Source organism: Bacteroides sp. AM41-16, assembly GCF_003603495.1.
Classification (GTDB): Bacteria; Bacteroidota; Bacteroidia; order Bacteroidales; family Bacteroidaceae; genus Bacteroides; species Bacteroides uniformis.
On record NZ_QTNE01000025.1, the window covers coordinates 61,617 to 82,179 of the forward strand.

A 20,563-nucleotide genomic window follows, 5' to 3' on the forward strand; every position below is an offset into this window, starting at 1 on the left:
GTGATTTGTTGGTATTTTCCTTTCAGCATGGTAGCGCAGCACAATTACCAACAAATCACTCATCACTCATAACTCCCCCCCAACAAAGAATCCTTCTTCCTCGCATACTCCCACCACATAGCGAGCAGTGTGATGCAGAGGTTGAAAATAAACGGAAATTCCTTGGAATTAGTGTGGAACAAGGTCTGAAAGAAGTCTGTAATGAACGGGGACAATAGAATCGCCAGATAATTCATTACCATTACAAAGGCCAGTGCCAAAGTTGTTTTTTCCGGTATAGCCGTATCTACTGTCTCGTCATAAATCAGCGGTTGAATGACACCATATCCCAAACCAACCAACATACATCCCGGTATTATCAGCCATTCTTTAGGCGAAATCCATATCAAAAGCAAACCCGCTGCAATGGACAAAAGGCTGTAAAACTTTGTGTGTTTCCCCATCCACTTCACGATATGCCCCAGGAAGAAACCCGGAGCCATAATGGCAAGGAAGAATAAGGAGATCATCAATCCGGAATTTCCGCTGGAGAAGTGATGGGCCTCCATCAAAAAAGGCAAGTCAAAAGTAACCGCCAGCACTACATACGTAGTGACGCCATAAAACAGCATCAACTGTAGCAGATGGCGGACATGGATGCCGTATTTACCGGGAATCGCACGCTTGGATTCCTCCGGAACAACGGTAGCCGTATCTTCTGTTTTCTGCGGCTGACCGGTATCTCCCTTCAAATACCCGACAAGCAGCAGAGAAACCAACGGAAGCAGATATACCACGAAAGGCAAGTGCCAGTTTACCTCTGCCAGATACCCAGTCACCGCCGTTGCCACAACCAGCGTCACATTGGTGATGGCAGAACTGTAACCAAACTGCTTTACCCTATACTCCCCCGTGAAATAACGTGAAACCAAACCGGTAGACAACGGGATTATCAGTCCCGAGCCAATGCCGAGCAAAGCACTGACCACCATCAACTGCCACATTTTGTCCGAAAAAAGATAAAGTACCCCACTGGCGGCAAACATCCAAAGCCCCGCTTTCAGCAGACGCACAAAGTCACGTTTCTCGGCCAGCTTGCCCGCCAACAGCACAAAAGGAATTATCAGCAGCGAAGGCAGGGAGGTAAGCATCTGTATATCCAGTTCCGTGGCATGTGGAAAAATGGTAGTAAGTTGTCCCAAAATAGGTGATACGGCCAATCCCGGCAAGGAAGTCAATGCAGAGACTGACCAAATGCCGACAAGCGTGATAAGGGGGATTGTACCCCTTCCGGTATTGATTTTCATATAGTAGTATATTAATTAAATGAATAATGTGGGAACAACAAACCTACCTTCAGAATGTTCGTTTTTTAAGATTTTACTACGCTGCCCTTTAATAAACGCCAAATAATGCAAAACCCCGGAACTTTCATCCGCAAACCCCGTTGTTGTGGGAAATTCGACGGGGAAAAGCCCCGCCGCCTAAACCTTTAAAAAACTTATTAATATGGAAGATTTGAATTTCAGAAAAGGAGATGCAAAAACTGAAGTATTCGGTTCAAACCGTATGTTACAACCCTCACCCGTAGAAAAGATTCCCGACGGACCTACTACCCCGGAAATCGCCTATCAGATGGTGAAAGACGAGACCTTCGCCCAAACGCAGCCTCGCTTGAATCTGGCTACATTCGTCACTACCTATATGGACGAATATGCAACCAAGCTGATGAACGAAGCCATCAACATCAACTACATTGACGAGACCGAATATCCGCGCATCGCCGTAATGAACGGTAAATGTATCAACATCGTGGCCAACCTCTGGAACTCTCCTGAAAAAGAAACCTGGAAAACCGGCGCACTTGCCATCGGTTCCTCGGAGGCATGTATGCTGGGTGGTGTGGCAGCCTGGTTGCGCTGGCGCAAGAAACGTCAGGCACAAGGCAAACCGTTCGACAAACCCAACTTCGTTATTTCAACCGGTTTCCAGGTGGTATGGGAAAAATTCGCCCAATTGTGGCAGATTGAAATGCGTGAAGTGCCTTTGACACTGGACAAGACCACGCTCGACCCCGAAGAAGCCTTGAAGATGTGTGATGAGAACACCATCTGTATCGTGCCTATCCAAGGCGTTACATGGACAGGACTGAACGATGACGTCGAAGCCCTCGACAAAGCCCTCGATGCCTACAATGCGAAGACCGGCTACGACATTCCTATCCACGTAGATGCCGCCAGCGGCGGTTTCATCCTCCCGTTCCTCTATCCCGAAAAGAAATGGGACTTCCGTCTGAAGTGGGTACTCTCCATCAGCGTCAGCGGACACAAATTCGGTCTGGTTTATCCGGGTCTGGGCTGGGTTTGCTGGAAAGGCAAGGAATATCTGCCCGAAGAAATGTCATTCAGCGTAAACTACCTCGGTGCCAACATTACTCAGGTAGGCCTGAACTTCTCCCGTCCTGCCGCACAGATTCTGGGTCAATATTACCAGTTCATCCGTTTGGGATTCCAGGGTTACAAGGAAGTACAGTACAACTCTCTGACCATCGCCAAGTATATCCATGACGAAATCGGCAAGATGGCTCCGTTCGTAAACTATTCCGACGAGGTTGTGAACCCGCTGTTTATCTGGTATTTGAAACCGGAATATGCAAGAGCTGCCAAATGGACTCTGTATGACCTGCAGGACAAGCTGTCACAACACGGTTGGATGGTACCCGCCTATACACTGCCTTCAAAGCTGGAAGACTACGTCGTAATGCGCGTCGTTGTTCGCCAAGGATTCAGCCGCGACATGGCAGACATGCTGCTGGGTGACATCAAGAATGCCATCACGGAGCTGGAGAAACTGGATTACCCGACTCCTACCCGTATGGCACAGGAAAAGAACCTGCCGGTGGAAACCAAAATATTCAACCACGGATGCCGTACTCATAAAAAATAAATTAATTTACGATTAAACGATTTACGATGTACGATTAGAGTTTCTCTTGATACGGACTACGTTTAAAGGAGTAATTTCAATCGTAAATCGTACATCGTCTAATCGTACATCACAACGTGTTTATGGAAAAGAAAATATCAATTTCACAAATAAAGGAGGTTGCCCAAGAAGCCTACAATGAGGTGAAGGGCAGCACAGGAGGCAAGAATGCGGATTATATTCCCTACCTTGCCAACATAGACTCCAAACTATTCGGACTCAGCATCTGCCTGATGAACGGGCAGACCATCAATATAGGTGACACAGACTATCGTTTCGGTATAGAGTCCGTCTCGAAGGTACACACGGCCATCCTTATCCTGCGCCAATACGGTGCACAGAAAGTGCTGGACATGATAGGTGCCGATGCCACGGGACTACCATTCAACTCCATCATCGCCATTTTGCTGGAAAACGACCACCCTTCCACTCCATTGGTAAATGCCGGTGCCATTTCCGCTTGTTCCATGGTGCAGCCAGTGGGAAACTCCGACAAAAAATGGGATGCCATTGTACAGAATGTCACTGAGCTGTGCGGCTCTGCCCCACAACTCATCGACGAACTGTACAAATCGGAAACGGCTACCAACTTCAACAACCGCTCCATTGCCTGGCTGCTGAAAAACTACAACCGCATCTACGATAATCCGGACATGGCTCTCGACCTCTATACTCGCCAGTGTTCTCTCGGCATCACGGCCCAGCAACTGGGCATTGCCGCAGGAACCATCGCCAATAACGGTGTGAACCCCGTCACCAAACAAACGGTGTTCGAAGCCAGCTTGGCACCGAAAATCACGTCGATGATTTCTACCGTAGGCTTCTACGAGCATTCGGGCGACTGGATGTACACCGCCGGCATACCGGCCAAAAGCGGTGTAGGCGGTGGTGTAATGGCCGTATTGCCCGGTGTCATGGGAGTATCGGCCTTCGCTCCTCCCCTAGACGAAGCGGGAAACTCCGTAAAGGCCCAATCGGCAATCAAGTTCATCATGAACAAGCTCGGCCTGGGTGTGTTCAACGGTGATAACGTAACGATTACAGAATAAGTTTCTCTTTTTAGTTATGAGTTATAGGTTATGAGTTATTTGTTGGTAGGCACCGTAATCAGCAAATGACTTATAACTCATAACTTATGACTTTATAATGGACTTCATCATGAAAATGGCTCTATCAGAATTTGTATTGCGGGAAAAAGGTATCTATGGCATACTGCATGTCATTATATTGATACTGTCGCTATTTTTAGTTATCAGCATCTCTGTCGACACGTTCAAGGGGATCCCCTTTTACGAACAGTCGGTCTACATGAAAGTACAGTTGTGGATATGCGCCCTGTTCCTGGCAGATTTTGTATTGGAATGGTTCCTGGCAGAGAAGAAGGGTCACTACGTGGCCACGCATTTCATTTTCCTGCTGGTAGCTATACCCTATCAAAACATCATTGCCTATATGGGATGGACTTTCTCACCCGAGATAACCTATATGCTGCGTTTCATCCCATTGGTGCGGGGTGGTTACGCCATGGCTATCGTGGTGGGTTGGCTGACGTACAACCGCGCATCGGGACTGTTCGTTTCCTACCTTACCATGTTGCTGGCCACTGTCTATTTTTCCAGTCTGGCCTTTTATGTCATGGAGCATGGTCCCAATCCTTTAGTCAAAGGATATGGAGACGCCTTATGGTGGGCATTTATGGATGTGACGACGGTGGGTTCCAATATCATAGCAGTCACTCCCACCGGACGGGTACTGTCCGTACTGCTGGCTGCGCTGGGCATGATGATGTTCCCTATCTTTACAGTGTATGTAACGAGCCTGGTCGAACGGCGCAATAAGGAAAAAGAAGAGTTCTACAAGAAAGTTGCACAGAAGCCCGCGCCCAAAGCCGACGCTTCCTGAATAGTTAAAACCTGAACTTTCACTTATCCGTTGGGAACAACTCTCCCCAAGTGTTGTTATAGACGCTGATTTTGAATATATTTTTCATCTAAAACCTTAACTTATGGCAAATATTAAACAAACAGTGAAGCTGGGTGTATTTACCCTGGCAATCATGAATGTGACGGCAGTAGTATCCCTACGTGGACTTCCTGCCGAGGCCGTGTACGGAATGAGTTCGGCCTTCTACTACTTATTTGCAGCCATTGTTTTTCTGATTCCGACGTCACTTGTCGCCGCGGAACTGGCTGCCATGTTTCAAGACAAGCAAGGCGGTGTGTTCCGCTGGGTGGGCGAAGCCTACGGAAAAAAACTGGGCTTCCTTGCCATCTGGGTACAATGGATTGAAAGTACAATCTGGTATCCTACCGTATTGACATTCGGTGCCGTATCCATTGCTTTCATCGGCATGAACGACGTACACGACATGTCACTGGCCAACAACAAGTATTACTCGCTCGTCGTTGTCCTCATCATCTACTGGCTGGCTACGTTCATCTCCATGAAGGGCATGAGCTGGGTAGGTAAAGTGGCAAAGGTCGGCGGCCTGGTCGGGACTATTATCCCTGCCGCACTGCTGATTATCCTGGGTATTATCTACCTTGCCACCGGCGGACACTCCAACCTGGATTTCCACAGCAGCTTCTTCCCCGACTTGACGAACTTCGACAACGTGGTGCTTGCTGCCAGTATCTTCCTCTTCTATGCCGGTATGGAAATGGGCGGTATCCACGTAAAAGACGTGAACAATCCCTCCAAGAATTATCCGAAGGCAGTGTTCATCGGTGCAGCCATTACGGTTATCATCTTCGTACTCGGAACTTTCTCACTGGGTATCATCATCCCGGCCAAAGACATCAGTCTGACACAGAGTCTGCTTGTAGGCTTCGATAACTATTTCCATTACATCCGTGCCTCCTGGCTGTCACCCATCATTGCCATTGCTCTGGCATTCGGGGTGCTGGCAGGTGTATTGACATGGGTTGCCGGTCCGTCCAAAGGTATCTTTGCCGTAGGAAAAGCAGGCTACATGCCTCCGTTCTTCCAAAAGACAAACAAACTGGGCGTACAGAAGAATATCCTTTATGTACAAGGCGGTGCAGTAACCGTACTGAGCCTTCTGTTCGTAGTCATGCCTTCCGTACAGAGTTTCTACCAGATTCTATCACAGCTGACTGTAGTCCTCTATCTTATCATGTATATGCTGATGTTCTCCGGAGCCATCGTGCTGCGTTATAAGATGAAGAAGCTGAACCGTCCGTTCCGTATCGGCAAGAATGGCAACGGATTGATGTGGCTCATCGGTGGTCTTGGTTTCTGCGGGTCATTGCTGGCATTCGTATTGAGCTTTATCCCACCCAGCCAGATTTCAACAGGCAGCAACACTGTATGGTTCTCCGTGCTCATCATCGGTGCGCTGATTGTAGTCATTGCCCCATTCATTATTTATGCTTCCAAGAAACCGTCCTGGGTTGACCCGAACAGTAGCTTTGAACCGTTCCATTGGGAAGAGCAACCTGCTGTGCAGACAGCCGGTAAAAGTGCAACAAATATGGCTACCGGTAGCGCCACTGCCAGCAGCAATGGCACAAGTAATTCCGCCACAAGTGGAAATACGGCAAAAGACACAACCAATATCCCCAAAGGATAAAAGGTTATAAGTTGAAACTAAAAAAGGAATATCCCCGAAATCACCGGGAATATTCCTTTTTTATTGTTATATGATACCAGAAGAGGGAATATTCAGAAATCCAATTCCTGCATTCTCTCCCACGCCCTTCTGCTCTCCTCCACCAACTCTTGCATGACCGACGCCACAGACTGCACTCCCTTTCCATGCAGCAAGGCAGATACCTGCCCTATTTCCAGTTCCCCTTCTTCCAAGTCACCTTCAAAAATACCACGTTTGGCACGGCCACGCCCTAAAAGGATACGAAGTTCTTCCTCTGAAGCTCCCACAGCCTCAGCAGCCTCTACGGCGCTGCGAAAGTTATTGCGCACCAGACGCACCGGAGCCAATTTCTTCAAAAGCAGACGGGTATCCCCTTCTTCCAAATGCAAGCAGTAATCCTTAAATACCTCGTTTGCAGAACTCTCTGCCGTCAAGGCAAAGCGTGTACCAATCTGCACACCTTCCGCACCCAGCACCCGGGCAGCCAGCATGGCCTCACCCGTTGCAATGCCACCGGCGGCAATCAGCGGAAGTGTAGTAACTGCACGTACAGCTGGTATCAGGCACAGGGTGGTAGTCTCCTCCCTCCCATTGTGCCCACCGGCTTCGAAGCCTTCGGCAACTACTGCATCAACACCCGCCTCTTCTGCCTTCACGGCAAAACGCGAGGACGAAACAACATGCACCACCGTGATGCCACGCTCGTGCAACCAACCAGTCCATTTCTTCGGGCTGCCGGCAGATGTAAATACAATCTTCACTCCCTCGTCGGCCACAATCTGCATTATCTCTTCTATCTGGGGATACATCAAGGGAATATTCACACCAAAAGCATGATGCGTAGCCTCATGGCATTTCCTGATATGCTCCCGCAACGTTTCGGGATGCATCGAACCTGCGCCGAGCAAGCCTAGCCCTCCTGCATTGCTTACAGCAGCAGCAAGTCTCCAGCCGCTACACCACACCATGCCACCTTGAATTATCGGATATCTTATTCCGAATAGAGAAGTCACTCTGTTCATTATTACTTTTTTTAAAGGTTTACTAATGAAAACAAGAAGAGGAGAAAGAAAGTTCAAAATTTGACAAAAAGTGATAAATTACTGTTGTTCCAAAACAGTTATCGAATCTCCATACGCCTTCAATACTTCCAGCGTACGGGCACGGCGCTTGCGGCCTTTGAAATTCCAAAACTCACGGGTAAAAGGTGTCATCAGGTCTAAACCGGAAATTCCACCGCCATTGGCACCCTGCCAACCGCCCACAGCCATATTATTGGCCCGCTCCGTCACCCGGTAACGCAAACCGGTTGCTTCAATCTGCTCCACCGTCTCACGCGGACCGGCATCAAACGGATGTTTAGCCCAGTTCGTAGGAATCATCAGAATCTTAAGCGCATAGAATTCATCTCCTCGCCAAGTATCCTTGTCTACCTTGATTTTTTTCTGATAAATGGGGTCCCAATTATATTTGGTATTGGCTGTATAAGGACGTAAGGTAAGCACCACTTTTTTCTCGGGCGCTTTCGGCATGACGGGCAATGAATTATCAAAATCCATCCACGACTTGTCCATCACCGCTTTCGGAGTACCCAGAGAATTGTTCATTTCCAATTCCTGCAATACCTCCGGATTCAGTTTTACCTCCCCCTCGCCCTTCAGCAACCGGTTCAGCCTCAACGAGTCCTGAGGGGTCCAGTTTTGGGCATAGCAAGGGAAGGCTACTGCACAGAGCAGCCCCATTACAAGTATAAATCTCTTCACCTGACAGTTTGATTACTTAATACCTAATCCTTAATCCCTAAAAACATTTCACCACCACATATATCCGCTGCCACAAAGCGGTTCGTCATAGCAGGGATCAATCGTCCACATAGTCCGTGGATACTTACGGGTTTCCCACCAGCGGCGGTAGCGCGAAGCGGCATCCAGCACCTCTTCGTCCGAAAGGAAATAGATACCTTCATAATTCTCCGCATCCGTATGTACCATCTTGCATCCCATCGAAGCATTGTTCCCGAGGCGGATAGTCTCTACCGTCCACAGGATGCATTCGCCCAAACGCAGCTTGCCACCTGCCGAATAGGATACCGGAGCCAGGGGGAAAGAGGGAATGACCGTCAAGTCCTCGGCATACTTCAGCAATTCCTCTATATCTTCGGAAGTGAACTTGGGCATGTTACTCAATCCATCCGGACTTTGGGTAGAATATTTGCCAGCCTTCAACTGCTTGACAAACAAGTCTACATCCGGATGGTTGTAGTCCAACGTTTCTTTGCTGCAAGAGCCCAAAGAGAGAACAGAAAGAGTAAAGAATACGAGCAGCATAGTCTGCCCGAATATATGTAATTTATTGTATAGAGTCTTCATATTTGTATGGTATTTAAGATTAATAAGTCATGCGCACGCCGCACAACAGATTCAGATTGGTGGGCCGTTCCGTACGCAAGGTTCTTGTCTGCGAGTCCGTATCGAAATGATGGGATACAGACGGCTCTGCAAACAAGGCAAAACGGTTGTTCATTTTATAGCGTACCCCTACTCCGGCAGCAACCGACAACTGTACCGGCTCTGCACCGAAACCATTGTCCGGAGCACCTGCAATGCATTTCTCGGCTGCTCCACCTACCATAGCATAGAAATCCACTTTCGGCGTACTGGCCAGCATCATGTTCAGCCTTACCGGAATTCCCAGCGTATGCAACGTATGGTCACCATCCAAGCAATTATACTGAAGACCGGCTTCCAAGGAGAAATGCTTGTTCAAACAACGTTCCACGCTTACCCCGGCCGTGAACGGCATATGGAAATTCCCTTTCGGCAGGGAAGTGCCGATGCCTGCTTTCAATGCCCAATTACGGGGCTTGGATGGCGATACAGCCACAGACTTTGCCGGTTCTTCCTCAGAAGATGGCAGCATTCTATCTATATCAGCATCCTTATGGCCAGGATTTGAATGGTAGTTCCCGTTTCCGGCCGGAGTTCCGTTACTGTAATAACCGTTTCCCGGCTGCTGCTGGTTTCCGTACACCCGTTGGGTAATCCGAATGGAAACATGGACAGACACGGATTCATCCTCATCGGCCTGCGCCGTCAATCCTGCCGGAATGCCGTTGGCGGGATGCTGTGTACCGGGCTTTTGTGCCATGGGGTTGGCCTGATGGATAGAGGGAAAACTTTCCTGCACCACATCCCCGTTCAAGTTACCTTCCGGCGTCATGGCCGCCACTTGTGTAAAGGCCTCCTTGATTTCCTCTTTCGGAGAGAAATACCAGAAAGCGGCAGAAGCAGCTCCCAGTACAAATACAACAGAGGCGGCTGCGGCTACGCGGTGAAACCTCGGAGAAAGAAAAAGCGGCCTCCTACCTTTTGCGGCAACCGGTGACGGCAAGTCACGTTGCAACCCTTCCCAGAAGTCCTCCCGCACTGTCATCTCTGCGCCGGCAAGACGACTGCGGAACAAACCGGTTATTTCATCATTTTCTCTCATATTCAGTATATTCTTTAATTCTTTTTATCAACAAACACTTAGCACGATGCAACTGCGAGGTAGACGAATGCTCTTTGATGTGGAGGATTTCGGCTATTTCCTTGTGCGATTTCTCCTCAAAGACGTATAAGTTGAATACAGTACGGCATCCATCGGGAAGTTCCGCCACGAACGCCATCAGCATTTCTTCGGAAATACGGCCTCCGGTTTCGGCAATGCCTGCTTCATCCGGAATGTCGGGCAATTGTTCCTCATTCACCACCAGTTGGCTGAAACGTTGCTGTTTCCGCAGGTAGTCTATCGCCTGCGTCACCATTACCCTTGTCACCCAGGTACTCAATGCACATTCGCCACGGAAGGTGAAGTGGGTGAAAATTTTGATGAAGCCATCGTGCAATACGTCATGGGCCGCATCGACATCGCCCGTATAGCGGTAACATACCGCCAGCATCTGCTTGGAGTAGAGGGTGTATAATTCCTTTCGGGCGGAATCCTTTCCTGCCCGGCAGCCCTCAATCAGTTCTATCTCATTTTCCAATGTCAGTGCTCGTTTTACGGACGCCTCTTCGCGTCGTTTGTTAGTTAGACGCAGCATTTTTGAAAATGCTGCTGAATTAAATATAAAAAGATGTTAAAGAACGGAGATTACTTATATTTGGCTTTCAATACTTGAATCTGCTTGGCCAGCCTTTCATCCAATTCATCAAATTCATGCCAATACAGAAAACCGGGAACCATGTTGACGTAATTGATAAATTTCTTATACTGCACAAGAAACAAGGCCTGGTCCCGAAGACCGTCGCCACCGTCAAAAACATTCGCCCACTCCCTGGACATGGCAGCACTCATAAGAGCATCTGTTTTCGTTGCATAGTAATCACTGACATCCTTTTGTTTCCTGCCCAACTCAAAATAAGTCTGCAATACATCCTGCAACATACGTTTGTCCGGTATATACTGCATCAATGAAGAACCTTTCAGCACATCCAGCGCATCTGTCCTATAAGAAAATTCATCCATATTATTGAAAAACTTGCCATACTTCCACAGAGTATCTGTCGGTATCTTGGATACATCCATATCATGTTCCCTCAACAACAGACTCATGTGTATGTCAATATCCAACAAGTGCTTTATATTACGGAGCTCCTGCCTATTATATTCCAACTCTTCCGTTACCAACTGCATCGTAGCACGCACTTCCTTTTGGCGGGCATTCTCGGTAATCCGGTCATTTCCCCAGAAAGTGACAATGATGCCCGCAGCCACAATACTGAACTGGCGGAAATAATCACCTATGCGCCAACTTTTTATCTTATGGTTCAACCTGTTAAAGCTTGTCTTTCCCATATCTTTTCATTCTAAATGATACTTTTTCTCAAGCGCTTGTATTGCCTCGTCTATACGTTTTCCCACACGTTCTACATAGTCCGGCGTAAAATAGTTCCGCGCTACCCTGACAAAGTTCCGTACCGACCTGTCCGACAAGTAAATATCCCACGCCTCATATCCTCCACGATTTATCTGGTCCGTCTGTTCATCAGTCAATGCCAAATGGAAAGGAACCATAATTTCGTCCTTCATATCGTAATAGCCATTCATAGTCGCCCTAAATCCATCCAATACCTCATAGATTCCGGTCAACTGCAACAGTAGCTCTTTATCTGAAATCTTCTGCATCAACATGGAGTTTTTAAGTATATCCAATGCATTCTGACTATAATAAAAACTGCGGATATGCCCCATAAGAAAGCGGAACTGTATCAATGAATCTTCTGGTATCGTCCGATGCTTTAAGTCATACTCCACCAATAAGCTGGAAAGACGTTCATCCTCTCTAAACTCTGAAACGATACTCTCATAATTCTCCCGGTTGCTTTTCAGTTCATCCCTAATCAGCGACATGGTGGCTTGAATATCTTTCTTCTCGGAGTTTTGAGTAACCAACTCACTACCGGCAAAGGTAATCAGTACACCAATCACCACAATGGAAGTCTGCCGGATGTAGTCTCCCACTTGCCAACCTTTGACAGTTGTTTTTACTTTATTCCATGTTATGTTTTTCATACCTTCCTACGCTATTTATCCATTGAAACACATCATCCGTTACAGCCAAACGCATCATCTATCTGCCCCAAACAGACCATCTGTTTCTCCCAAATACACCATCTGTTTTTCCGGGTGCCATTACTCTACCGGTTATCAAGAGAAAGCCTCTCATAAATCTGCCTTAATGCAGCATTCTTTATGAGAGGCTTTCCTTATTATTCTGCAATAACGCGTTCTGCCTTTGTCAACATGCTTTAAAACTCATATCCAATCCCTTCACAGAATGGGTCAGCGCACCGACTGAGATAAAGTCTACACCGCATTCGGCATAGTCGCGGAGCGTATCAAACGTGATGCCGCCGGAAGATTCCGTTTCATAGCGGCCGCCTACCATCTCTACGGCCTTCTTTGTCATTGCCGGCGTAAAGTTGTCGAACATGATACGGTCTACACCGCCCAGGTCGAGCACCTGCTGCAATTCGTCGAAGTTGCGCACTTCTATTTCTATCTTGAGGTCCTTGCCTTTTCCCTTGCAATATTCCTTCGCACGGTTGATGGCCTTGTCGATGCCTCCCGCAAAGTCCACATGGTTGTCTTTCAGCAAAATCATATCGAACAAGCCGATACGGTGGTTTACACCGCCACCGATTTTCACTGCCATTTTCTCGAGGATACGCATGCCCGGAGTAGTCTTGCGGGTATCGAGTACACGGGTATTCGTACCTTTCAGTTGCTCGGCATACTTATGTGTCATGGTGGCAATGCCACTCATGCGCTGCATGATGTTCAGCATCAGACGCTCCGTTTGCAACAAAGACTGTATCTTGCCTTCCACAATCATGGCCACATCACCAGGCTTTACGGCTGTACCGTCATTAATGAACACTTCCACCTTCATGGTAGGATCGAAACGGCGGAACACCTCCTTTGCTATCTCGATACCGGCCAGGATGCCCGGTTCTTTTATCAACAGTTTGGACTTGCCCATTGCCGTAGCAGGAATGCACGAAAGGGTTGTATGGTCTCCATCGCCTATATCTTCGGCGAAAGCCAGGTCTATCAGCCTGTCAATCAATTCTTCTTCCTTATTCATCTGTTTTATCTATCCTTATTTGATGTATGACATATTTGCTCTGTACTTTTCTGAAGAAACAATTCACCCGAAAGTTTCCATTTGCGGTCATCAAGGTACCGATGACGAAACCGGACTCATCGCGCTTCCCCTGATGGTTCACATTAAAACTGCCGACCTTGTGGTTGGAAAAGAAAGCAGCCATTGTGCCCTCTGCCGTCCGCTTGTCGGCGTGGGTCGACTTATTCTGAATGATTAAATCGACCTTGTCACCCAGATACTTGTTGAGCTCCTGAGAGTTTCCTTCCTTGAAGGCTCCAATCACTCCCTCGGGAACATTCTGAGCCAGCAGCACAGACGTCCAAATGAAGAGACCGGTCAACAAAAAGATTACCCGTTTTTTCATTTTCACAAGTATTTATGATAGGCAAAGGTAAGCATTTGTCTCAAAATACAATAAAAAAATGCTAAATTTGTGCGCTAATCAAAACAGAACCAGTATGAAAACTACTCTGCTCGTTGTAGGACGAACTGTAGAACAACACTTTATAACAGCCATCAACGACTATGTGCAACGTACCAAGCGTTATCTCTCATTCGAGATGGAAGTCATCCCCGAACTGAAAAACACCAAGAGCCTCTCCATGGAAGTGCAGAAGGAAAAGGAAGGGGAACTGATATTGAAAGCTCTCCAGCCGGGAGATGTGGTCGTACTGCTGGACGAAGGTGGAAAAGAAATGCGCTCCATAGAGTTTGCAGACTATATGAAGCGCAAGATGAATACCGTGAACAAACGGCTGGTATTTATTATCGGAGGCCCTTACGGATTCTCCCCCAAAGTGTACGAAGCGGCACACGAGAAGATGTCCCTCTCACGCATGACCTTTTCCCATCAGATGGTGCGCCTCATCTTTGTGGAGCAACTCTACCGGGCGATGACCATACTGAACGGGGGGCCGTATCATCATGAATGATGAATTTCAGCTCCGCGACACCTGGAATCCCTTATCCGAGAGTGACATTTCTACGAACCTGGCTCTCGGATTCGGTACATTCAGCGTCAAGGTCTCACGGATGCGCAGGGCTGCCTGCGGATCCTTAGCCACCATATACAGATAACCTCCCCCACCGGCTCCCGGCAGTTTATATCCTAAGGTATAGTCTTTTATCTGACGGATGATGTCCTCTACGGCAGGAGGATTTGTTCCACTGTCCAGTGCCTTCTTCTGCATCCATGTCTTGCCTACCAGTGTTCCGAAACTCTTGAAGTCATTCCGTTGAATGGCTTCGGCCATATCCAAGGCATGTGCTTTCATCTCTTCTAATAACCCCAGGTGCAGGGAAGAGTTGAGGAACATGGAGCGTACTATTTCTGCAAGGATGCCCTTGGCTGTACGCGTAATGCCCGTATAATACAGCAGATGGCAATCGCGGTATTCCGGATGGGTAAACAAATGCTCGGGCAACCAGCGTACCAATGGCTGCTGGGCAAATCCAGCCTCCGTCTGCAACAGTTTGATACCTTGCAGTACCCCACCGTATTGGTCTTGCCAACCGCCACCGGTCGTCAGCAACTGTTCCAGGGCAAGCGTACGGCGGCATATTTCGTTCTTATCCCACATCAGTCCGCAAAAGTCACTCAATGAACCCAAGACAGTAGAAGCCAAAATGGAGCTTGTGCCCAGACCGGAACCTGCAGGTATGGCAGAAAGCAATGTAATCTCTATACCTGTGCCGAAGGCTTCCAGTTGTTTTTCCAGCGAAGGATAAGCCGTTTCTGAAAAAGCCGGAACAAACCCGGCCAGCGCCAATGCTGCTTTGGGAATGGAAAAGGGGGAACCTATCATGCAATAGGATTGCAATTCCTCAAAAGTATTCACCACCTCCATGGCTCCCATATCAATGGAGCGCAACACGATGCGATGCTCCGCGCAAGGTTTGATGTACACTTGTAAAGGCGGCTGCCCGTTCAGTTCAATGGCAATATTCACCACACTCCCACCGGCAAACAAGGAGTAAGGCGGAGTGTCCGTCCATCCTCCCGCCATATCTATGCGTACGGGGCTACGCCCCCATACAATCTGGTCACTATACACATTCAGGCGAGGACTGCTCTTGCGTTCATACAAATCAGTCAGCAATCCTTCGCGCAACAAGTTGAATGCGGCCTGCTCGTCTGCCTTGAAGTCCCTTCCGTCCAGCTTCTCAATCTGTGCACGCAGCATCCGGTTATGGATACGCTGCATCAGCGAGGCATCTGTCGGCAACACTTCCGGCTTGTCAATGCCGAATTTATGGAATTCACCGGCCACATCCATCAAGTCGAGTTGATAGAATACACTCTTTGCATGGTTGCGTGCCAGCACTTCCCAGTTTCCTTTGCAGAAGCTCTCCCGCTGTGCATACAGCAGACGCAAGTCGGCTTGTGCTGAAATTTCGTCGGCGGACAACCGACGACTTTCCAGCCAGACAGCCTTTCCTTCCGTCAAGCCCGGTTCGGAAACCATCCATCGAAGCACTGTCCCCATCTGCTCTTTATCTTCCACAACCGGGAAGATGGCAGCAGCCTGCAGGTCCTCTTTTCTGCCGGTGATGTCTTCCACCGACAATTCCCGTTCGACCAGCCATTCCGAAAACGACATTCCAAGGAACAGTGTCTTTTCATCCCGAATATCCCCCTTAAAAGTATCGTCAAAACCATAGGGGCGTACTGCCCAGCGCTGGTCGGCAAGCGGAACTATATCAATGCAGATACCGTCTGGAATGGTCAGCCTCCAGTCATTCTTGGGAACACCCGTGATAATCTGCCGTGCCCCCAGCCGCCAAGAAGCTCCAACAAAGCTATTTTCAATCCAAAGACTGTCGTTCTTCGGAGTAAGGGGGAGATGCACTTCTGCATTCTGCACAAAGATGGCCGGATTGGGCTTCAACTTCCGGTGCATAATCTGGCGCTGGTCGTAGACCTTATTCTGTAAGGTGACGGTTGAAGACAACAGTTCGCGGCTTGTTCCATAATGGTAGAATTCGCCTCCGGGCAAAGGCAATATGGCGACGGAGAGGCTATTCAGCTCTTCATCCTCAATACGGGGATGATTTCCTAAGGACAAGCCAAAGTCAGCATACAAGTCATAGTATTTCAAGTCGGAATATGGCGTATCCACGTCCAAAGCCCCATCTGCCTTCTGCGAACGTTTCATCAGCAAGTCAACGGCCCGGTCGCTCAATAGCCAGATGCCGATATCCATTAAAAAGAGATGTGTCTTGGAGAGGTTTTCCAATTCTTCCAGAGAGGGTTTCTGAAGCATGAAATCCAAGGATTCCGGTTGATTCCGGTCCGAGATAAACACACCATGATGTGTGGCGAGCAACGGGTCTACCCACAGTCCATAGCACACCACATCTGCATCGGGAATCTCTTGAAGCGGCTTTTCCGCACGGATATATACGTCACCACTGGCAATCAGCGTACGCAGTCTTTCGGGAGCCCGCTCCATTATCTTTTCGTAAAGTGGGAGTTGAAGGGATAATAAATTCTGTCCCAGTTTTTGTCCACGCGCCCAGCGAAACACCGGAATCGGGGTCAATATCTTGCCCGCCGGTGCATATCCCGGTAAACGACGGCTTTGTCCTCCGGCATGCAGCAGAATACGCTTCTCTATTGGAATGCTTTTCTCTGTTGGAATGCACTTTTCTGTTGGAATACGCTCCTCCGCCCAATACTTCCTATCCCGTTCCTTCTGCCATTCTCTCAAGAGCCAGGTAGTTCCCCCACCCGAGCCAAGTTTCATTCCCACCGGGTCGGAAGTACAAAACCATTCCGTACGGTCTACATTTTCCAGTTCATAGAATGCCGACACCAGATTAGGCGGCAAAGACAATAATTTCTGCATATCAATCGCTGTATTGCTTACTATTTGACAGCAAAGTAAAATAATATTAGGCAATTGACATAGAAAGTTTCAATTTATTTCTTTGGTATCAAGCTTGTGTTCCTTTACGGAAATACGACTGAGTATATAGGCGATTCATAAAGAATGGCTTTTCCAATCAAGTTCATTTTTAAAACAGAGAAAAGAATTGATTAAGAGTTAAGAAATTGTCGAAAGAGACATTATTAAAGATTCTTAGTAAATTTCTCAGTAATAAAAGATAGAAATACACACGAACAGATACAAACAATTTATAGCATGCAATACACGATACTAACAACATGTCGTGCAAGAAGTTAATAACGTGTCCTACAAAAAACAAATATCGTGTCCGCAGGATATTAACTTCCTGCAAACACGATATTAATTCGCTTTTACACAAAACTATACGAGGCTAACTACCTGCTGCAACAACTCCGACAATTCGAAAGTAGCATTCTTAATATCCGAAATCCGGTTCTTGCCTTCTGTCGTAAGAGAAAAACGCATCTGACGCTTATCTTCCTTACCTATCAGACGGGTAATGAGCTTCTTTCCCTCGACAGAGCGAATGACCTTTGAAGTGTTGGAGGCAGACAAACCCAGTGCCTCGGCTATCTCACTGGAGGTAAGCTTAGGAGTATTGAGCAGCGTGCACAACAGCATTCCTTCATTCAGCGATAAATCATACATCTGCGTAAACTGCACCTCGAACTCGGCAATAGCCCGATAAACATCACGGATTTTACATAAAGTCTCCATATCTTGTCCTCCTATATAAATAAGTTCACATTTGCCTTGTCCGCACGTTCCATATAGGTAGCCACGCCGCCGATGGTTACTTCATCCAGAAGTTCTTCGTGCTGGATGCCCATCATATCCATAGACATCTGGCAAGCAATGAATTCCACTCCCTGCGCCAATGCCTGCGAGCGCAACGACTCCAAAGAATCCACTCCCTTGCGCTTCATCAAGAAGCGCATCATGCGGCTGCCCATGCCAAACATATTCATCTGCGACAACTTCAGTTTCAAAGAGCTGGACGGCAGCATCATGCCGAACATCTTGCCGAAGAAGTCCTTCTGCACACTGGGTTTCTGCACTTTCTTCAAGACGTTCAGTCCCCAGAAGGTGAAGAAAATGGTTACTTTCTGTCCCGTTGCCGCTGCTCCGTTTGCCAGTACAAAGGTTGCCAGCGCTTTATCCAGGTCGTCACTGAACAGAATCAGCGTCTTTCCCCTACCCCCGGCTACGGGAGTGTTGGAAACGGATGCACAAGCCGGAGCACCTTTTTCGATGACTACCGTATAGCGTCCCTTCTCGTCATGCTTCTCTATCAATTTATTTCCTGTCGTATCGCACCATGCAGAGGCGTCGCGGGCAAAACCGGCATCGGTAGCCACAATCTCCACACGCTCGCCCACAGCAATGCTATCCATCGCCTTTTTCACCTGCATGATAGGTCCCGGACATTGCAAACCGCAAGCATTTATCTTCAACGTTTCCTTCTTGGACACTGATGCATCCGCAGGAACATCATCAGTAGCAGCCTCTACCGAAGAAGAAGAAGAGCCGCCGCCTGCCGGAGCAGATGGAGACGGCAGAGGTGCTGTTGCCGTGGAGTAGGTCTTATAACCACCTATCAGATTGCGCACATTGCGATAGCCGCACCCCATCAGGATGCGCAGGGACAGATAACCGCGCAGACCCACAGCACAGAAAAGCACTACCGGCTTGTCTGTAGGTATCTCTGCCAAATGCTCGCGCATTTCGTCCAACGGAATATTGACGGCTCCCGGAATGGTGCCGAAAGAGAATTCCTCGGGCGTACGGGTATCTATCAGCATCACTTTATCCTTCTCTTCCACCAGCTCGCGCCAAGAGATGACGGGCATTGCACCGCTGATAATGTTCGATGCTACATAGCCGCCAATAGCGATGGGGTCTTTGGCCGAGGAGAAAGGAGGCGCATACGTGTGCTCCGTCTCCATCAAATCGTAGACTGTGCCACCCCGCTTGATGAGTCCGGCTATCTGGTCGATTCGCTTGTCCACTCCCTCGTAACCGATACATTGCGCACCATAGAGTTTACCGGTTTTGGGATGGAAAGTCAGTTTCAAGGTCAAAGGTAGGGCATCCGGATAGTAACCGGCATGAGATGCCGAGTGAGTCACCGAGCTTTGATATTCCATGCCCCACTGCTTCAAGCGTTTGGCTGCAAGGCCCGTAGAGGCTACCGTCATGTCGAATACTTTGGCAATGGAGGTGCCGATAGCTCCTTCGTAGGAAACAGTATTGCCAAACACCATATTATCAGCAACGATACGTCCCTGGCGGTTGGCAGGATTTGCCAGATAATTGAGCCAGGGCTTTCCGGTCAGCGGATGAGGATATTCGATGGCATCGCCCACAGCATAGATGTCTTTTTCGGAAGTCTCCAAGTGTTCGTCTACCCAGATACCGCCCATCTCGCCCAGTTTCAAGCCGGCTTGTTGCGCCAATGCAGTGGCAGGACGCACACCGATGGAGAGTAACACCATATCGGCAGGAATGGCCTTTCCGCTTTTCAGGAATACGGTGATTCCGTTGTCCGTACGTTTGAAATGGGTTACTCCTTCTTCCAGATAGAGAGAGACGCCTTTCTGCAACAAATGCTGATGAATAGGTGCCGCCATAGAGAAGTCGATAGGCGCCATCACCTGATTACCCATTTCGACTACAGACACATGAACACCGGCATGATGCAGGTTCTCCGCCATTTCCAATCCGATGAAACCGGCACCTACCACCACGGCGCGTTTCACCTGCTTGTCCGAGATATAAGCCTTGATATGGTCGGTATCTTCTACATTGCGCAACGTGAAGATGCCTTCGGAATTAATGCCTTCCAAGGGGGGCTTCACGGGGTTGGCACCGGGAGAAAGCAAAAGTTTGTCATAGCTTTCGTCGTACTCCTTGCCTTCCACATTGCGTATGGTAACGGTCTTGTTTTTGGGATGGATGGCGATTACTTCATTCTGCACACGCACATCAATGCGGAAGCGCTTGCCGAAAGATTCGGGTGTCTGTACCAACAGCTTCTCGCGCTCTGCTATCACTCCACCTATATAATAAGGTAAACCACAATTAGCATACGAGATGTAAGGGCCTTTCTCCAATAAAAGGATTTCAGCCATTTCGTCCACTCTTCTCAGTCGGGCGGCTGCCGTGGCTCCACCTGCTACACCGCCAATGATTACATATTTCATAATTCTTCGTTTTTTAAGTTTGACGATGCAAAGAAAATAATTATTTTCAATAAAACATAATTTCCAAAGGAAAATATTATTAAAAGACTCATTTTTAATAAGAATAGGCATAAAAAAACGGATTATTACAAGTTTTTACACCTATAATAATCCGTTCAGTATGCAAGTTTTTATACAATACTCTGTTAATTCTTATGTAATCGATTGAAAATGAGAGAGT

At 48.1% G+C, this 20,563-nt stretch carries 18 protein-coding genes; 5 read left to right on the top strand and 13 right to left on the bottom strand.

What is annotated here, in order from left to right:
* Positions 1–62: 62 nt before the first annotated feature.
* Positions 63–1,286: an MFS transporter gene (locus DW896_RS18695; protein WP_005832250.1), complete on the bottom strand. Its 1,224-nt coding sequence runs from the start codon at positions 1,284–1,286 to the stop codon at positions 63–65.
* A 202-nt stretch (positions 1,287–1,488) separates the two neighbouring features.
* Between DW896_RS18695 and DW896_RS18700 the strand changes: the two genes are divergently transcribed.
* The 4 genes from DW896_RS18700 (at position 1,489) to gadC (ending at position 6,556) form a co-directional block, all read left to right on the top strand.
* Positions 1,489–2,925 carry a glutamate decarboxylase gene (locus DW896_RS18700; protein WP_005831197.1) on the top strand — a complete coding sequence of 479 codons (1,437 nt, stop codon included), beginning with the start codon at positions 1,489–1,491 and terminating at the stop codon, positions 2,923–2,925.
* A gap of 122 nt (positions 2,926–3,047) precedes the next feature.
* Complete coding sequence (gene glsA, locus DW896_RS18705) at positions 3,048–4,013, top strand: glutaminase A (RefSeq protein WP_009038262.1); 966 nt, start codon at positions 3,048–3,050, stop codon at positions 4,011–4,013.
* 109 nt (positions 4,014–4,122) lie between these two features.
* Positions 4,123–4,866, top strand: coding sequence for a potassium channel family protein (locus tag DW896_RS18710; RefSeq protein WP_005832258.1), 744 nt, complete (start codon positions 4,123–4,125; stop codon positions 4,864–4,866).
* 103 nt (positions 4,867–4,969) lie between these two features.
* Positions 4,970–6,556: a putative glutamine/gamma-aminobutyrate antiporter GadC gene (gene gadC, locus DW896_RS18715; protein ID WP_005832260.1), complete on the top strand. Its 1,587-nt coding sequence runs from the start codon at positions 4,970–4,972 to the stop codon at positions 6,554–6,556.
* A 92-nt stretch (positions 6,557–6,648) separates the two neighbouring features.
* Here the strand turns inward: gadC and DW896_RS18720 are convergent, their stop codons facing one another.
* The 9 genes from DW896_RS18720 to DW896_RS18760 form a co-directional block, all read right to left on the bottom strand.
* The gene (locus tag DW896_RS18720) at positions 6,649–7,599 is read right to left on the bottom strand and encodes a nitronate monooxygenase family protein (protein ID WP_009038261.1); all 951 of its coding nucleotides are present in this window, start codon (positions 7,597–7,599) and stop codon (positions 6,649–6,651) included.
* Positions 7,600–7,677: 78 nt separating this feature from the next.
* Complete coding sequence (locus DW896_RS18725; RefSeq protein ID WP_119993697.1) at positions 7,678–8,340, bottom strand: DUF4858 domain-containing protein; 663 nt, start codon at positions 8,338–8,340, stop codon at positions 7,678–7,680.
* Between the two features lie 48 nt (positions 8,341–8,388).
* Positions 8,389–8,946: a DUF4943 family protein gene (locus tag DW896_RS18730; RefSeq protein WP_009038260.1), complete on the bottom strand. Its 558-nt coding sequence runs from the start codon at positions 8,944–8,946 to the stop codon at positions 8,389–8,391.
* Positions 8,947–8,965: 19 nt separating this feature from the next.
* Positions 8,966–10,066 (bottom strand): outer membrane beta-barrel protein, encoded by a 1,101-nt coding sequence (locus DW896_RS18735; protein WP_005832266.1) that lies wholly within the window; start codon positions 10,064–10,066, stop codon positions 8,966–8,968.
* On the bottom strand, positions 10,053–10,661 hold the full coding sequence (locus DW896_RS18740) for an RNA polymerase sigma factor (protein WP_005831214.1): 609 nt from the start codon (positions 10,659–10,661) through the stop codon (positions 10,053–10,055). The genes DW896_RS18735 and DW896_RS18740 overlap by 14 nt, the downstream gene beginning before the upstream one ends.
* Positions 10,662–10,711: 50 nt before the next feature.
* The gene (locus tag DW896_RS18745) at positions 10,712–11,416 is read right to left on the bottom strand and encodes a hypothetical protein (RefSeq protein WP_005831216.1); all 705 of its coding nucleotides are present in this window, start codon (positions 11,414–11,416) and stop codon (positions 10,712–10,714) included.
* A gap of 6 nt (positions 11,417–11,422) precedes the next feature.
* On the bottom strand, positions 11,423–12,133 hold the full coding sequence (locus DW896_RS18750; RefSeq protein WP_005831218.1) for a hypothetical protein: 711 nt from the start codon (positions 12,131–12,133) through the stop codon (positions 11,423–11,425).
* A 226-nt stretch (positions 12,134–12,359) separates the two neighbouring features.
* Positions 12,360–13,208 (bottom strand): carboxylating nicotinate-nucleotide diphosphorylase, encoded by an 849-nt coding sequence (gene nadC, locus DW896_RS18755; RefSeq protein ID WP_005831220.1) that lies wholly within the window; start codon positions 13,206–13,208, stop codon positions 12,360–12,362.
* On the bottom strand, positions 13,201–13,593 hold the full coding sequence (locus DW896_RS18760) for a DUF4783 domain-containing protein (RefSeq protein ID WP_009038259.1): 393 nt from the start codon (positions 13,591–13,593) through the stop codon (positions 13,201–13,203). The genes nadC and DW896_RS18760 overlap by 8 nt, the downstream gene beginning before the upstream one ends.
* A gap of 94 nt (positions 13,594–13,687) precedes the next feature.
* Between DW896_RS18760 and rlmH the strand changes: the two genes are divergently transcribed.
* Entirely contained in the window at positions 13,688–14,161 is a 474-nt protein-coding gene (gene rlmH, locus DW896_RS18765) for a 23S rRNA (pseudouridine(1915)-N(3))-methyltransferase RlmH (protein ID WP_005831223.1), read from the top strand.
* Positions 14,162–14,167: 6 nt separating this feature from the next.
* Here the strand turns inward: rlmH and DW896_RS18770 are convergent, their stop codons facing one another.
* The 3 genes from DW896_RS18770 to DW896_RS18780 all read right to left on the bottom strand — a co-directional run bounded on the left by DW896_RS18770 (position 14,168) and on the right by DW896_RS18780 (position 20,343).
* Positions 14,168–17,077 (bottom strand): bifunctional fucokinase/fucose-1-phosphate guanylyltransferase, encoded by a 2,910-nt coding sequence (locus DW896_RS18770; RefSeq protein ID WP_009038258.1) that lies wholly within the window; start codon positions 17,075–17,077, stop codon positions 14,168–14,170.
* Between the two features lie 423 nt (positions 17,078–17,500).
* Positions 17,501–17,857, bottom strand: coding sequence for a MarR family transcriptional regulator (locus tag DW896_RS18775; protein WP_005832281.1), 357 nt, complete (start codon positions 17,855–17,857; stop codon positions 17,501–17,503).
* A gap of 11 nt (positions 17,858–17,868) precedes the next feature.
* Positions 17,869–20,343 (bottom strand): FAD-dependent oxidoreductase, encoded by a 2,475-nt coding sequence (locus DW896_RS18780; RefSeq protein WP_119993699.1) that lies wholly within the window; start codon positions 20,341–20,343, stop codon positions 17,869–17,871.
* Between the last annotated feature and the right edge of the window lie 220 nt (positions 20,344–20,563).